Source organism: Salipiger sp. PrR007 (genome assembly GCF_010499845.1).
In the GTDB taxonomy this organism is placed as follows: domain Bacteria; phylum Pseudomonadota; class Alphaproteobacteria; order Rhodobacterales; family Rhodobacteraceae; genus Salipiger; species Salipiger pacificus_A.
In genome coordinates, this window is the sequence record NZ_JAAGOZ010000031.1 from 1 (window position 1) to 15,991 (window position 15,991).

At 65.0% G+C, this 15,991-nt stretch carries 10 protein-coding genes; 3 read left to right on the forward strand and 7 right to left on the reverse strand.

The window, feature by feature from the left end:
* The 7 genes from G0Q01_RS14745 to G0Q01_RS14775 all read right to left on the reverse strand — a co-directional run.
* Positions 1–613: L,D-transpeptidase family protein (locus G0Q01_RS14745; protein WP_235940161.1), on the reverse strand; the 613-nt coding region annotated here is incomplete at its 3' end.
* Positions 614–650: 37 nt separating this feature from the next.
* Positions 651–1,004, reverse strand: coding sequence for a hypothetical protein (locus G0Q01_RS14750; protein ID WP_164192215.1), 354 nt, complete (start codon positions 1,002–1,004; stop codon positions 651–653).
* Between the two features lie 4 nt (positions 1,005–1,008).
* Positions 1,009–1,881, reverse strand: coding sequence for an SH3 domain-containing protein (locus tag G0Q01_RS14755; protein ID WP_164192219.1), 873 nt, complete (start codon positions 1,879–1,881; stop codon positions 1,009–1,011).
* 103 nt (positions 1,882–1,984) lie between these two features.
* Positions 1,985–6,733, reverse strand: a complete 4,749-nt coding sequence (locus G0Q01_RS14760; protein WP_164192223.1) for a VCBS domain-containing protein — start codon at positions 6,731–6,733, stop codon at positions 1,985–1,987.
* Positions 6,734–8,446: 1,713 nt separating this feature from the next.
* Positions 8,447–9,829, reverse strand: coding sequence for an HlyD family type I secretion periplasmic adaptor subunit (locus tag G0Q01_RS14765; protein ID WP_164192226.1), 1,383 nt, complete (start codon positions 9,827–9,829; stop codon positions 8,447–8,449).
* A 4-nt stretch (positions 9,830–9,833) separates the two neighbouring features.
* Positions 9,834–11,891 carry an ATP-binding cassette domain-containing protein gene (locus G0Q01_RS14770; protein ID WP_164192229.1) on the reverse strand — a complete coding sequence of 686 codons (2,058 nt, stop codon included), beginning with the start codon at positions 11,889–11,891 and terminating at the stop codon, positions 9,834–9,836.
* Positions 11,888–13,480, reverse strand: a complete 1,593-nt coding sequence (locus tag G0Q01_RS14775; RefSeq protein ID WP_164192232.1) for an ABC transporter transmembrane domain-containing protein — start codon at positions 13,478–13,480, stop codon at positions 11,888–11,890. The genes G0Q01_RS14770 and G0Q01_RS14775 overlap by 4 nt, the downstream gene beginning before the upstream one ends.
* Positions 13,481–13,734: 254 nt before the next feature.
* Here G0Q01_RS14775 and G0Q01_RS26605 point away from each other — a divergent pair, with 254 nt between their 5' ends.
* The 3 genes from G0Q01_RS26605 (at position 13,735) to G0Q01_RS14790 (ending at position 15,972) form a co-directional block, all read left to right on the forward strand.
* Positions 13,735–14,169, forward strand: a complete 435-nt coding sequence (locus G0Q01_RS26605) for a hypothetical protein (RefSeq protein WP_203595036.1) — start codon at positions 13,735–13,737, stop codon at positions 14,167–14,169.
* A gap of 179 nt (positions 14,170–14,348) precedes the next feature.
* Positions 14,349–15,281 (forward strand): glycosyltransferase family A protein, encoded by a 933-nt coding sequence (locus G0Q01_RS14785; RefSeq protein ID WP_164192235.1) that lies wholly within the window; start codon positions 14,349–14,351, stop codon positions 15,279–15,281.
* 274 nt (positions 15,282–15,555) lie between these two features.
* The gene (locus G0Q01_RS14790; protein ID WP_108969877.1) at positions 15,556–15,972 is read left to right on the forward strand and encodes a CopG family transcriptional regulator; all 417 of its coding nucleotides are present in this window, start codon (positions 15,556–15,558) and stop codon (positions 15,970–15,972) included.
* Positions 15,973–15,991 lie beyond the last annotated feature (19 nt).

Genomic DNA, 15,991 nt, shown 5'->3' on the forward strand with positions numbered 1-15,991 from the left:
TGATACCGTCACCGATGTCGCGACATAGAATCTCATCTTGATTGTCGCTGCCGTCTCTCCCTGATTGTCGCGCTATACCGAGGATCAGCCCGGGATGCACCACGCTCTGAGGTGCGCTGCCGGATCGACCGATAATCACCGGTGTGCCCAGATGCGTCACCTCGAACAGCCGCGCAGAGAAATCAAGCGGCAGCCGGATGCATCCATGACTCGCCGGGTATCCGGGCAGATTGCCCGCGTGCAGCGCGATGCCGCCCCAGGTCAGCCGGTTCATGTTCGGCATCGGCGCGTTGTTGTAGGTTGAGGAGTGGTGATCGCGGTCCTTTTGCAGCACAACGAAAACCCCGGTGGGCGTCTCGTGCCCCGGTTTGCCAGTGGAACAAGTCGACACGGCGATGCGGATCCCGCCCCGGTAGACATGCACCCGCTGTTCGTCGATCGACACGACAACGGACACCGGACCGTATGGCGAGCGCTCCGGGTGCCATGTGAACTCACCAGGGTGCAGCGCATTCACTTCCTTGAAGACATGCTGGCCGGCCAGAGGACCCGCCATCAGGGACAGACCGCCAAGGGCGGCGCCCTTGGCGAACATGCGTCGGTTCAGCATCATTGTTCGTCCTTCTTGTCGGATCAGGTGGGGGTCGTCATCAGGGAACCGGCGCCTCCCCCAAGCCTGCCACGTTGCCGGCGCTGTCAGATTGGCAGACCCATTGGGTCTGGCTGCCGCGCAGGCTCATCCACACGCCCAGCCCAGCCTCTGCGCGCAACACGTAATCGACCCGCGTCTCGTCAACCGGCTGGCCCGCCTCTGCCGCCAGGGCTGCGCGGCACGCGGCCTCCGCCACCTGCGTGGCCTCGGAGGATTGATCGTAGGCAGGTCGCTCGGCCGGGGCATCTTGCCAGTTGGAGTCAGGCGTGTCGGGACTGCAACCGAACAACCCCAGCACTGCGAGGCTCAGTAGTGCGTAAACTCTGCAGCGAAAGCTCATCATGCGCTCCATTCTCTCATTGCATCCGGGCGACCCAGAGATCCGAGGCGATCAGCTCCGCCTCCGAGCAGCTGGATCCCGCGTTGATCCGCTGTTTCTCCGGGTTGAACAGCACCGTGCAGCCCGACGACCAGCTTGCCTCGACCTCGCCCGTCGGGCGAACGTAGAGCGAAGGAGCCACGGGGCTGCTGCTGGGGATGCTCACGCCGGGCTGGCCCGACGCCGCCGGCCCGCCGCTCTCGCGCAGGTAGGCTCCCGAAACCCAACCATCCAGCGCCCCGTCAGGCGTCTGGACATGGCACCAGCGGCCATCGCCGCTGCCCCGGCAGCCGAGGTTGCGCAGGACCTGACCGTGGTTCGCGCGCCCGACAACCGCGCCATCAGCGGACGGGCCGGAGCGGATGTTCAGCCCGCTCGCGGTCACTTCCCAGAAGTCGGGGCCGCCGGCATTTCCGTCGGCAAAGTCAGGTTCCGGCGGGGTAATCGCGCCGCCGATATGAATCGACAGGGAATAGTCGGCGGTCTCCTCGCGGCGCGCCGCGTTGCGCATCAGGAAGACGCGGATGGTGTACTCCCCATTCGCTGGCAGAATGCCGTCAAAATGCGTGCCATCCGATGCTCCGACGAACAGCGCACTGTCCGCACCGGGGGCCATGATGTTGAAATAGTTGCTGAGGTTCGACGTGTTTAGGTCGACGACCATGCGCTGACCTGCGCTGGCACCGAGCTTGTAGTCGATCCCCTCGTACCCAGTGATGCTGTCCCGAATGACGGTGCCGGACGTGCCCGCATCGAACTGCACCTGACGGGTCTCCATCGGTTGGCTCAGCGCCGGCGTTGCCAGCGTCGCTGCGAGGCACAGCGCCGCGAGCATAGGTCGAAAAGTCATAATTGAGGTCTCCTCGATCGGACATTGGGAGCGGTCAACCTCCGCTCGGAACCGTGGTGGCTGCGTCCAGTCCAGCGCGACGGATAGGAAGGCAGGCGCTGTCTCATCCCTGATGGTCGTCCTGCGGCGGATCGGATGGATCGGTATCGATCACGTCCTCGGCAGATGAGGTTCCGGGGTCCGGCGTGGGAGTCTCATCAAAGGCTGATCCTGACCCCTCGTCGAGCGCGACCAGCCGGGCGCCATCCACCCCGTCTGGGAGGAAACCATCGCCTGCTGGAATGCCAAGAGCCTCTGCGTAGGGATCCGCGGTCGCATCGGGCAAGGGGTCGGTCGGCGCGGCCTCCGGCGGAGCGCTGCCCACTATCGCGCTGAGGTATGGGTCAGCCGGTTGCGGCGAGACCACAGGAGCCTCCGGCGCATCCGGCTCCCCTGACAAGGAGGAAATATCAACCTGGCCCTCTGCTTCCGGAACCGTCACGTCGCCCCCGTATGACGCCGCGTGCGGCTCCGCATCATCTGCGTCCACAGACGGCGTTTCTTGCTCTGCAAGGTCGGGGATCTCCTCCGACGCTGTCGCAGTATCCGGCGCATCGTCGAAAATTGTTTCGGCACCCGGCGCCGGAGCAGGCGTGGTCGGGCCCGGATCCATCGCGACGGGTTCGTCCAGCGTGGTCACGACGACCGAGCCATCCGGCCCGGTGCTCTCGACCTGCAGCGACACCTGAAAATCGCTGTTGTCCCCCGGCGGCAGCTGCGCCGTCATGGCATCGGTCGCCCATCCCGCGAGGTCGATCTGCTGCGTCGGTCCGTTCACCGTGACGGAGGTCATCCCGTCGCTCACCACCGTCCCGGCAAGAAAGCCCGACACCACGACGCCGGTGACGCGATCATCGGGATCGGTCGGTGCGCCCGGATCGATCTCAAGCTGCAACATCGCGCCCGGTGGCGGAACGGCAAGGCCCGTGTCGACTGCAATGGCACGGGTGCTGAGTCCGCCGAACTCGGACAGGTCGTGAACCCCCGCCGCGTCGATGATCTGCCCGCCGACGCTGCGCACATCTACCAGCAGCCCCTCGCCGACGTCCACCTGGGACGCCAACGGCCCCGCTGCGACCTGCCCGTCGTCCAGCTTGTGATCGGCCATGGCGAGATTGAAGATATCGCCCTCGTAATGTTCGTGCGGGTAGAAGACCGGGTTGTCGCTGTTCACGTGCTGCACCTTGCCGCCGACGACCAGGTAGAGATCATCGGGCATCGTCTCGCCCCGGTGATAGTCGCCCATCGTGGCGTGCAGCACTCCGTTGTCATAAAGGTTCAGATCGCCCGACTGGCTGTCCCATGTCAGCGTAATGCGGTGGCTGTCTCCGTCGCCGAGATTGATGCCGGTGATATGGTCATTCGCCCCGCCAACCCTGAGGTTGCCGGGGTTCCACAGCGTCAGGAAGTTGTTCTGGTTGTTCGGGATCGGATCGCTTGGGGAGCCCATGTTGAACACGACGGGGCCCTGATAGTTCTTGGTGTCGGGGACCGGGTCGGCGACAACCGTGAACTCGATGGTGAACTCGCGCACGGCAGAGCCTTGCACCTGATCGATCTCGATGCGGCCCAACTCGCTCGACGGGCCGGTGTTGATCACCTCCTGCTGCGCGGAAAGCACCAGCCGTGGTGCAGTGCCGTCGGTCACCTGTGTGACGTCGATCAGGGCGGGCACGGCCACCTGCTCTGAGCCGTCGCTGATCGTGACGTTTAACGGCACTGCGTCCTGCGCGAAATCCGGAGCCGGGGTGAAGGTGAAGGTGCCATTGCCATTATCCGTGACGACTCCATGTGCGGCATCGACACTCACGCCCGCGATGGACAATGAATCCCCGTCCGGATCGCTGGCGTTCGTGGCCTGCAACAACTCGGCGGCGGTGAAGGTGCGCGGCACGTCCTCTGCGGTGGCTCCCAGATCTCCAGGCGTGGCCACCGGCCCCATGTTGCTGCCCACGATCGTCACGGTCAGCGCGTGAGGCGTACCGTCGACGCTGGTGATGGTGACGCTGTCGGTCAGGCTCTCGCCCAAGCCGAGCGCCTGGATAGCGTCCTGACCGTTCAGCGCACTGTAGGTCCAGCGGCCATCCGCAGCCAGCGCGAAGCTGCCATACGTTCCTGCAATATCGGTTTGCGGCACGAAGGCGGCCTCGCCGCTGTCCGGATCCGCGATGTCCAGATTGCCATACGTGATCAGTGAGCCCTGGATCACGTCGAGGTCTTCGGTCACGCTACCTCTGTCGATGCCGGTGATGACCGGAACATCCCCCGTTCCCGAAATGGTCACGGCAAGATCATGCGTGGTGCCGTCAGTGCTGGTGACGGTAAGCCGGTCCTCGAGCGTTCGGCCGGGCACCAGCGCCTGCACCTCCGACAAGTGGTTATCCAGCTCGTAGCGCCACTGCCCCGTTTCCTCCATGAAGAACCGACCATAGCCGCCGGAGCCTGTGTCCCCGGACACCGGATTAAACGTCGCCTCCCCGGCATCCGGGTCGAGCACGGTCAACTGACCGGTAGCGGTTGGCACCATGTCCTCGGTCACGGCGCCTTTATCCGCGCCCGCAATGACCGCAGGGTCACCGACAGGTTTCAGGTCCATGACGGCGGTCGCCGAAACCACAGCCCCATGGGTGTCGGCACCCTCGAAGGTGAAGGTCACCGGGCCGGCGTAATCCGCGTCGGGCTGGAAGGTCCAGGAGCCGTCGACATTGGGCGTCACTGTCCCATGATCCGCGGTCGGAGTGCCTACGATATGCAGTCCATCACCTGCGTCTGGGTCCTGCATCAACGCCAGCAGCTGTGTCGCGGTTATGATCCGCAGACTGTCCTCATACCCTTCAGGCAATGTTACCGCCCTTGACACGACGGGCTGATCGTTCTGCCCAACGACCGTGATTTCGAGCGTTGCGGACGCCTGCGCGCCCTGATCGTCGGTCACGCTGACAGGGATCTTCAAGAGCAGATGATCGCCCTCACCAAGCGACTGGTAGGCCGCATCCGACGGATCAAAACGCCAGGCCCCATCCGGCAACAAGGCAAATCCGGCCGGCGCCGCGCCTTCAAGGCGGTAAGCGAGGGTCTTGCCGACGTCGATGTCCGATCCGGTCAAATGTCCGGTTACGACCGGCCCGTCTTCATATGCCTCTAGGGGGTCGGCTGTCAGAACGGGGCCATCGTTGCTGCCCTGAATCGTCACAGTTAAGTCGTGCGTCGTGCCGTCGACGCTGCTGATCGTGACGCTGTCTGTCAGCCTATCGCCCACGCCGAGCGCCTGTATCGCGGCCTGACTGTTCAACGCACTGTAGGTCCAGCGCCCATCCGCAGCCAGCGCGAAGCTGCCGTAGCTGCCGCGGATGTCCGTGTGCGGCACGAAGGTGGCCTCACCAGCGTCTGGATCCGTGATGTCCAACACGCCGAACGTGATCAGAGCGCCCTGGATGACGTCCAGATCTTCGGTCACGCTGCCGCTGTCGGTACCGGTGATGAGGGCAGCATCGTTCTCCGGTCCAACGTCCACATGCAGCAGCAGATCGCTGCGCGCCACCTCCCCCCCGGCCTCGGCGGTTGCCTCGATGAGGATGTCCATTCTGCCATTGAAGTCCGGCGGCGGCGTCACCTCGACCTGCCCGCGCGCTTGCACAGAGACGCTCCAGGTTCCGTCCGCGTTTCGTGTCGCATTGGCCACCTGTGCCCCGGGCGGCAAGCCCGACAGGGTGAGCGCCAGCGTCTCGTTCGAGTCGGTATCGCGGATATGTCCCGAGAGGTTGAGCGAAATGGGCTGATCCTCGATGGCGTCGATGGTTAGCTCCGCGATCCCGGCGGTGACGGTTTCCGCAGCCGTCTGCCCCGCCGCGAGCGTCTGCACGGACAGGGTCGGCGTGTCGATCGCACCTTCGATGGTGATCGTCACCACGCTCCGATGGCCGTCGATTGTCTCGACCTCGATGAGGTCGGTCAGACGGTGATCGGGGCCAAGCGCTTGGATCGCGTCTTGGTTTTCCAGCGCGACGTAGCGCCACTGCCCATTGGCGGCGATCTCGAGCGTGCCGTAGTGACCGACGATCTGATCCGCCCGGAACCCGTTATCGCCGAGATCGGGATCGCTGATCGTGAGTTGCCCCGTGATCTCAATGGTCTCTGCTGCCGCAGGCTGGGGTGTTGACCTGTCCGAGTCCGAGAAAGGCAGGCTCTGGACGGTGATCAGCCCCTGCCCCATGGACGGATGATAGCCCATGTCCATCAGCTTATGCAGGACAATATCGTTGATTGTATCTGACCATCGGGCGACAAATTTTGGGTCAAGGTCCGCCAGATGCATGGCCTGCCCAGGCGGGATGCCGAAGGCCTTCGGGTTCTGCTGGATCTGCCAGAGCACCTCCTGTGCGACCGCCGACTGCACCTGTGGCGGCACCTGTTCCAAATGTTGGCCGAGCTCCGGGTTTCCAGCATCCGTAAGTCCACCGATCAACGCATCGACATTCGGGGGAAGCTCACTGACGGTGCCTGTCCCGCCGGTCACGACTGGCGCATCATCGGTGCCCAGTATGGTGACTGTGATGTCGTGGGGCGTCCCGTCGAGACTGGTCACGGTGACCGTATCAAACAGGATATCTCCGGAGCCAAGCTGCTGGATCTGCGCGAGCGCGTTCTCCGCCTGATATGTCCATGAGCCGTCGCGCAGCAGGGTGAAGCTGCCGTAGCTGCCGGCTTGGCCGAAAATTGGCACGAAGGCCGCCTGCCCGGGGTCGGGGTCTTGGAGCGACAGCTGACCTCCGGTCGTGAGCATGCCCTGAACAACGTCCTTGTCCTCGGTCACCTGACCTGCGTCTTGCCCGCCAATCACGGCAGGATGATCTATCTGTGGCGTGGGCGTCCCTTGATCCACCGGCTGCGGCTCCGGCAGCGGCGTGCCCTGCGGGGTCGGTTGTGGCCCGGGCGTCGGCGTCCCTTGATCCACCGGTTGAGGCTCTGGCAGGGGAGTGCCCTGCGAGGTCGGCTGTGGCCCCGGCGTAGGGGCTCCCTGCTCCACCGGCTGAGGCTGTGGTTCCGGGGCGCCCTGTGAGACTGGCTGCGGCCCCGGCGTCGGCGTCCCTTGATCCAGCGGCTGCGGCTCCGGCAATGGGGTGCCCTGCGGGGTCGGCTGAGGACCTGGCGTGGGTGTCCCTTGATCCAGCGGCTGCGGCTCTGACACCGGCGTGCCCTGCGGGGTCGGCTGAGGGCCCGGCGTGGGTGTGCCTTGAGCCACCGGTTGTGGCTCCGGCAGTGGAGTGCCCTGCGGGGTCGGTTGAGGGCCCGGCGTGGGTGCGCCTTGATCCACCGGCTGCGGCTCCGGCAGCGGAGTGCCCTGTGGTACCGGCTGAGGGCCCGGCGTGGGGGTCCCCTGATCCACCGGCAGCGGCTCTGACAGCGGCGTGCCCTGCGGGGTCAGCTGTGAGCCCGACGTGGGTGTGCCTTGATCCACCGGTTGTGGCTCCGGCAGCGGCGTGCCCTGCGAGGTCGGCTGTGGCCCCGGCGTAGGGGCTCCCTGCTCCACCGGCTGAGGCCGTGGTTCAGGGGCGCCCTGTGAGACTGGCTGCGGCCCGGGCGTCGGCGTCCCTTGATCCACCCGTTGTGGCTCCGGCAGCGGCGTGCCCTGCGGGGTCGGCTGAGGGCCCGGCGTGGGGGTCCCTTGATCCAGCGGCTGCGGCTCTGACAGCGGCGTGCCCTGCGGGGTCGGTTGAGGTCCCGGCGTCGGCGTCCCTTGATCCACCGGTTGCGGCTCCGGCAGCGGCGTGCCCTGTTGGACCGGCTGTGGCCCAGGCGTCGGCGTCCCCCGATCCACCGGCTGCGGCTCCGGCAATGGGGTGCCCTGCGGGGTCGGCTGAGGACCTGGCGTGGGTGTCCCCTGATCCACCAGCTGCGGCTCCGGCAGCGGCGTGCCCTGCGGGGTCGGCTGAGGGCCCGGCGTGGGGGTCCCTTGATCCACCGGTTGAGGCCCCGGCAGCGGCGTGCCCTGCGGGGTCGGTTGAGGTCCCGGCGTCGGCGTCCCTTGCTCCACCGGTTGAGGCTCCGGCAGTGGAGTGCCTTGCGGGGTCGGATGAGGCCCCGGCGTGGGTGTCCCTTGATCCACTGGCTGCAGCACCGGGTCTTGAGTGACATGCGGAGGCAGCCGTGGGTCATTGGGCGGAAGGAAAGGAACGGTCGGACGCGGCTCTGGCTGAGGCGTGACCGGCGGCGGTAGATGGGGATCGCGGGTCGGACCCTCGGGAACGTCGTCGGGCAGGCCCGGCTGCAGGCCGCCTACCCCCTGCGTGCGGTCTTGGTCCGGTGGACCAAGGTCCGGCGGCCCATGGGGCGCCGTCTCGCCCTCGCCGCCCGCAGCATCGGGCACCCTGGTCTCGTCACGCCAGCCAAAAGCCTCTTCGGATTGACCATGACGGGGGTCCCTCGCGTCCTCCGGCGTTCCGGCCAGACGCGACCAAAGCCGGTGCAGAAGACCAGTGGCGGGCTTGTCGTCCTCGGGCGATGATCCGGTCATGTCGTCGTCCCCCTATCGCTCGGTCAGCGCAAGATCGAGGTTGGTGAAGACCGGCTTCCACAGATACGCAAAGACGGTCTTGCTGCCGGTGGTGATATCGGCCTCGCCCGTCATGCCCGGCAGCAGGGCGAAGCGCTGAGGATCGTCCCCGAAGAAGGACCGCGGCAGCTCGATCAGCACCTCATAATGAGACGCCCCGTGGTCATCGGTCACCGTGGTCGGAGAGACCTCGGAGACCCGCCCCTCGAGCGCCCCGAACCGGCTGAAATCGAAAGCGTCGATCTTGAGTCTCACCGGCTGTCCAACCGTCACGAAGCCAACGTCGCGCGGCGTGATCGCGCCCTCGAAGCGCAGCGACACGTCGCGGGGCACGATCTCGGCCACCAGACCGCCCGCCTCGATGAAGCGGCCGACCACGGTCTCCGGCAGGCTTTGGACGATGCCCGCCACCGGGGTTCTGAACTCGGTTTGAGCAAGGCGCCGGATCAGCCGCGCGATGCGCTCCGCCACCTCGAAAAGGTCGCTGTTGACCTCGGCGATCCGGGCGCTGGCGGTGTCGGCTTCGCCTACGTCGACCTCGGCAAGGCGCTGTTCGAGCTCCGCCATGCGGGCTTGCAGGACCGCGGCGCGCCCGGTCAGCTCGGCGAGCTGGAAGTCGTAGTCCGCCTCGATCTGGATCGACTCGACGAGATCGGCCTGTGGCGCCAGTCCCCGCTGCTGAAGGCCCTCGAGCATGCTGACGCGTTCGTTTGCCGCGGCGCGCTGCCGCTCCACCGCCGGGCGTTCCGAGGCAATTGCGTCAAGCTCGGCGCTGGCCGAAATGATCTGCTGCTGCACGAGGGTTCGCGCATTGTCCAGGTAGTCCTTCCGGGCCTCGAAGACTGCCATCTCTCGTGCGATCGCGTCGTCCACATCGTTGGCAGGCAGACCCAATTCACGCGCACTGGGAACCTGAGGAAGCGAGGGGAAATCAGGCTCGACCGCGCGCGTCCGGACCGGACCGAAATCTGGCATTCTGCCCTCGACAAGCGCGGTCAGCCGCTCGCTCTCCAGCGCCAGCCCGAACGCCTGGCTGCGCGCCTCGCGCAATTGCGACAAGAGTTCCGCCGCATCGAACTCGACGATGAGCTGCCCCGCCTCGACTTGCTCTCCGAGCGCCACGTGAACCGCCCCAACAGCGCCGCCAAATTCGCTTTGCAGACGCTGGGTGGAGCTTTCGGGCTCCACCGCGCCGCGCGCCCGCACGACTTCATCCACCGGGGTGATTATCATCCAGCCCAGCAGCAGGATGAGGCAACCGAGCACCGCAAGGCTGGCGATCCGGGCCAGCCGCGCCACCGGCGCGTCGTTCAGTTCAAACCGCTCGAGCGGCGGGATTTCGGCTCGATTTGCCATGCTGTCAGGCAGCCCCCTGTTCGTTGCCCTCGCCGCGACCGGCGGGGCCGAAGTGACGCAGCAGCCCGTCGTCGAGGTAGATTGCGTTGTCTGCGGCGGGAACCAGCGAGAGATCATGGGTGGAAAAGAAGACCGTGGCATGACCACGGACGCCGCGCAGGAATGCCAGGAACGAGTCCCGCTCGGCGCGATCTGCACAGCCGGTCGGATCGTCCAGCAGAACCAGCACCGGATCGCACCGCGTGGGCGCGGGGCGGTCCGGCGGCGCAAGCTCCCCGGCCAGAACCGCATCGATGGTGGCGCGCGGAGACCACGTGCCGGCCTCTGACAATGCCCAAGGCACCCCGGCTCCCGATCCGCGCTCGGCCAGCGCCGGCAGGATCAAGGAGGCCAGCGCAATCTCTGCGGGGTCGTATTGGCGCAGCGTGACACCATCGAGCAGCACCTGCCCCGATTGCGGAGCGAGGCCACCCGAGAGCAGCCGTAGAAGCGTGGTCTTTCCGGCGCCGTTGGCACCGATGATCACGTTGACGCTTCCCGGCGAGACGCTGAACGACACGTTGTTCAGCGCCGGCTCAGTCTCGGCATCATAGCGAAAATAAGCGCCCTTCACGTCGATCTGTGGCGCGCGGCGCGGCACCGGCTGAAGGGCCACCGGTGCGGCGCTCTCAAGCTCGCTCGCGACCGGCGTCTCCAGCGAGCGCAGGGCCAGACGAATGGCTCGCAGACGCGGCAGCGCGATGAAGAGCGCCTGCGCCGGGCCGGTGATCCGCCAGGTCAGCAACATGGTCGCCACGAGGGCGCCCGAGGTAATCGTGCCGCCGATGGCAAGCCAGACACCAACAGCCAGTGTCGCCAGCGCGGCACCGGTGCCGAGGATCGCTCCCAGCGCCATAATGCCAGCCGAGCGCAGCCCGCGCGTGTAGCTCCCACGGGCCGCATGCGCGGCCTGTTCCGCCAGCCGACCCAGCCAGACGGCGCCAAGCCGGTTTTCCATGATCTCCGGAGCCTTTACCCCGACCTCGTGCAGCATGGCAGCGCGCTCCCTGCCAGCCTGCGCCAGCATCGGATCAGCGCCGGAACGGTCGCGCGAGACCAGCAGGGCCACCCCCATCATGAGCAGCAGATAGAGCGCCGGGACCAACACGAGGATGCCGCCGAGCAGCCCGATCATGACAATCGACAACAGCACGAAGGGCGCGTCAAATACGGCTGCCGTATTAGACGATGCAAAGACATCCGCGCCTCGCCGCGCCGCCGTGATGCGTGTCTCAATGCTCTCTCTGGACTGCGCAAGCACCGCCCGCAACGGCAAGCTCAGCAGCCGGGCCTCGGCGGCGGCACCGGCGAGCGTGGCGAGTCTGGCGTGCTGGGCGGCGAGATAGCGCGCGCGCACCAGGCGTAGCAATGCCACACAGGCTACGGCGAGGGCCGCCCCCGAGAGGACCGGCAGCAGCGAACCAGCCGCCCCCACGCCGAGTACCCGATCGAAAACGGCCATAGTGAACAGCGGCACGAGCAGCGCGACCACATGGATGAAGAAGGAAAGCACCAGCCCTGTCCGGAGCCCGTGGCGCAGGCGGCGCAAGAGGACGTCGCGCGTGATGCGATCGCGGTCCGGCTCCGGTGACCGGTAGATAAACAGCACGCGCCCTGCATCGCCGAGCACCTTGCGAATGTCCGATTGAGGGGCCTCAAAACTGGCGAGGGTGATCTCCTGCCCGTTGATCCGCGCCATGGCGACCGCTTCCTCCCCGCAGAGCGCCACCACCGCCCCATCGCCGCCATCCAGCCAGGTGCGCGGCGGCGCGCTGCCAACCTCGCTCGGCAGGCAGAGGCCGTTCAGAAGCATCGAAGCGTCATCGAGCGTGTCCAGCGCACCCTGCGGTGGCAGGGCGCTATCGAACACCGCGGGGTCCCGCTGCCATCCCAAGCGGCCCAGCACCTCCGACAGCAGATGCTCGAGCGCGCTGTGACGTCGGCCGGAGTGCTCAGGCCGAGCCTGCTGCCCTGCCTCCGTCATCAGGGCATCCGCTGCCGCGGTTCCGCTTGCGACGTTCATGCCGCCACCTGCGCGGGTGCTGGAGAGCCGTCGGCATCACCTGGCGAAAGTTCCTGCCCGTCAAGCACGCCCTCGCGCGTTAGAATGAGAACCGTGGTGCGGGCCGAAACCTGCCGCAGAAAGGCAAGGAGCCGGTCGACGCCGTCCCTGTCGAGGGCATAGGTGGGATGGTTCAGGACCACCAGCCCGGGTGCCCCGGCGAAGGCACGAACCAGACCGATCCGCTTGATGGCACCGCTCGACAACGGCGCAGCAAGCCGGGTGCCGACCTCTGTCTGGTACCCTTTGGCAAGTCGCCCCAAAGGCCGCTGCAAGCCGAGCGCTTCGCTCATCTCCATGGCGATGGTGGTCCGCGACGGATCGAAGCCTGTTATGTTGCCCAGAATCGTACCGCGAAACAGGCTCGGCATCGCTCTCACCATGGCGATCCGGGATGCGTGCGCTTGCGGCACCGCCCGATCGATCCCAGCGACATTCAGTGAGAACGGATCGATCCCGTCCTGCTGCGCCTCGCGCAGCGCATCGTAGAAGGCGACGAAGGCCGCATCCGCCTCGTCGAAGCTCGGAAATGTCACGACCGCCACCTCGCCCGCAGCGACTTCGATCCGACGCTCCTCTGGCCCGACCCAGGACAGGCCAAGCGGCGCATCCGAGGCCGCTTCGTCGATTGCAGGCGGGGAGACTGAGACGGTCTCGGCCATCACCTCCTGCAGCACCCGATGCGCCGTGGCGGCCGTCTGGCGGCGCGCCAGCCCGGCAAGCAACCCGACCAGCCCCGCGACGGCGCGCTGGCCAAGGATCAGGCAAGCCGCCAGAGCGCCGACGGTCATGTTCCCCTCAAGCACTTTCACGGCCCCAAGACCAAGCACCAACACCGCCGTTGCCAAGCTGGAAATCTGCGTGAGGTCGGTGAGCCGCCCGGTCTGGCGCTCGGAGCGTTCGGTTGCCGCGGCCTCGGCCCTGGCGGTCTGACGAAGACCGGCCATGAGTCGTCCCGGCAAGCCCTGCGTGCGCAGCAGCTCAATGCGCGCGAACGCCGCCGTCAGCAGTGACGTCCGCAGAGAGTGTGCCGCGAACCGATCAGCCACGGCCTGCCTGTTGCGATATGCGGCGCGAAAGGCCAGCACGCCGATGACGCCGATCACCGCAAGCGGCGCAAACACCACCGCCCCGCCCAGAAACCAAACGAGGGCAAGAAAGGCGAGTGCAAAGGGCGCGTCGAACAGCCCCATGAGGGTCCGCCCCTCGAGAACCTCGCGCGAGCGTGCAACGGTGGCGAAAAGACCATCGATCCGCCCGGCGCCCATGCGACGGAACTCTTCGCGCGGCATCGCAAGGACATGTCTGGCGACGCGAAGCGACAGGCGATGTTCTTCCGCGCTGCCAATGCGCGCAAAGATCGCAGACCGCGCGAAACGCGCGAGACCATCCAGCAAGAGTGCGATCAGGACCGCTGAAAACAGCACCGCCGCGGTGCCGAGCGCCTGGTTCGGAATGATGCGATCGTAGACCTGGATGAGCGACAGCGGCAGCGCGAGGCCAAGAATATTCGACAGAAGCGACAGCGCAACAATCCAGAAGCGTGACATAGGTGACCTCCACAACCCACCCGTTCACACTACCCAGTCGAGACGACAGCGCAAATGAAAGTGACCCCACCGGACATTTTGACAAGTATTTGGGCGCAAGTTGGAACGGAAAAGCTCTATCTAAAGAGGCGTCGCGGTAGGAGATTTTGAGCCCCAACTTGCCCCTGCCCGTCCCTCGGAGACAATCAGGGTGTCCCGGGGCGTGTGTGGATGCCCCCGGGTTTGCCGTATTCGACGTTTATGCCGACATTGGCATGGCGACCAACGCATGCGCTAATCAGCTTACACCGGTCGTCCGCCGTGCTTGGCACGAAGGTCGGCCTCTGGACGTGAGCGTTATCGTGCTCTGCCAGGTGGTCACGCGACCTGCGGCAGCGCCGGATGAACGCTTGGTGCGCATCTTGGAGTTTGCAGCACGGATGACTGCGCAATGGCGCACGACGTTGATCCAAGGTCTAGAGAAAATCGTGACAACGGTCCTGCCGACCGACCCCAGCTTCCGATTGATTGGACGCAAAGAGTTGGAGCGTCACGTCAACCAGGCCCGGCAGAGCCCACTCGCCAACCCGAAGGATGACTTCCTGCTTTCCTTGATGTGCCTTTTGGCACTTCCGGGGAAGGGTCATACGCGTCTGATCCCAAACGACGCCATCGTGGTTCTTCCGCTCAGATCAGCCCCCATCGATTGATATCCCAAGCAACCCCACAGGCACTCACCGATTTAATGAAATATTTATTTTTTCCGAATTGACTCAAAACTTCATGCGACCTCACGTCTTTCGAATAACCGTGAAGGATCTGTATACCCGATTTATAAATATTCATCCCAAATATGATCTGTCACATGCCGGGGTTAAATACCTATGGCATGGCATTGCTGATTGTCGTCACTCCGAGACTTGCGCCCTGCACCAGACCCTGGGCACAGGGCGCTGAAAACCATGCCCCAATGAAAGCTATGTCCGCCATGACGACATCCCTTGTCTTTATCATTCCAGTCCGTCACCCTAGATCCGTCACGGATTGGAGCGCGCTGCAGAGCTATCTTCGTCAGACGCTAGCATCTGTTTCGGCGCAGACGTCGACCAACTGGGAATGTGTCGTGGTTGCCAATGCCGGGGCTCCATTGCCAGACATGCCCCGGAACTGCCGCATCGTCAGAGTGGACCTGCCGCTGCCGGACCTGCCCGACAGGAAAGCGGACCGGCAATTGTATTACGACGCCGTTCGCCACGACAAGGGACTACGGATCTACGCCGGATTGAAGGGTATCGCAGACACGTCCTATGTTATGGTTGTTGATTTCGACGACTTCGTACATTGCGGGCTGGCTGCGTTCGTGGATGCCCACCGCGATGCCCCAGGCTGGAACATCAACGAAGGCTATGTCTGGAGCGGGGGCGGCTGGTGTTTTGCGAAACCCGGATTTCACATGATGTGCGGCACGTCGCATATTATCCGGCGCGACCTGCTGGGTTCGTTTTCCATGGCCAATGGAGATCCAGACATCGCAGCCATCAAACGCCGCTTGGGCAGTCATATTTTCATCCACGAAGATTTGGCAGCGCAGGGCTATCCGCTGCAGGACTTGCCCTTTGCGGGGGCAGTCTACCGCATTGGCAATCCGCAATCGACCAGCGGCAGCGGGCAATTGGCCGCGGTTATGACGCCGCTTAGCGATATGCTGACCCATCCAGTTCGATTTTTCCGCAAAGCTCTGCGTTATCGACGTGTCACCCAAGATTTGCGTCGGAAATTCACCTTGCCGGATAATCCTTGGTCCGCCTGCCCTGAGAGATAGCTGAGATAAGCAGGCTTAAGTGTTCAGTCCCGGTGTCCTTTGGATCGGGTTGATAATGTACTCCTACGGCGTGAGGCTGTTGAGCGTTTTGAGGCGGCGGACAAAGGCGGGCCCTGCTGCACTGTCCCTGCGGCAAAGGCAGATGGCGAACGCCATGCCCCTAAGCGGGCTTAGGTACGCTCGTGGCGCGATCTCACTACAGACAAACGTACCTGGCCCCTTGCACTCCACAAGAGAACATCCATATACCATCCATGCAGATGGAGAAACGATGATGGCCGAGGTAAGACAGCTCAGGGGCAAGCAGCCCGACAACGAGAAGATCACCATCAATCTCGGCTTTGTCGACTTGGGTCGCATCGATCTGCTGGTGCAGGAAGGGTTCTACTCGAACCGCAGCGACTTCATCCGCACGGCGATCCGCAAGCAACTGGATACGCATGGAGAGGCTGTCGACCGCTCCATCGAGCGCCACACCATGGAGCTCGGTCTTCGGGATTTCGGTCGGGCGGAGCTCGAGCAGCTTCGTGCGGCGGGCGAGGTCCTGCATATCAAGGTCGTGGGCCTCGCCCGCATCGGCTCAGACGTCACGCCCGACCTCGCCCGGGCGACCATCGGCTCGATCACCGTTCTCGGTAGCCTCCAGGCGTCCGCGGACATCAAGAAGGCCCTCGCCGACCGCATCCTGTAGCGTCGGCTCTTACAAGGAC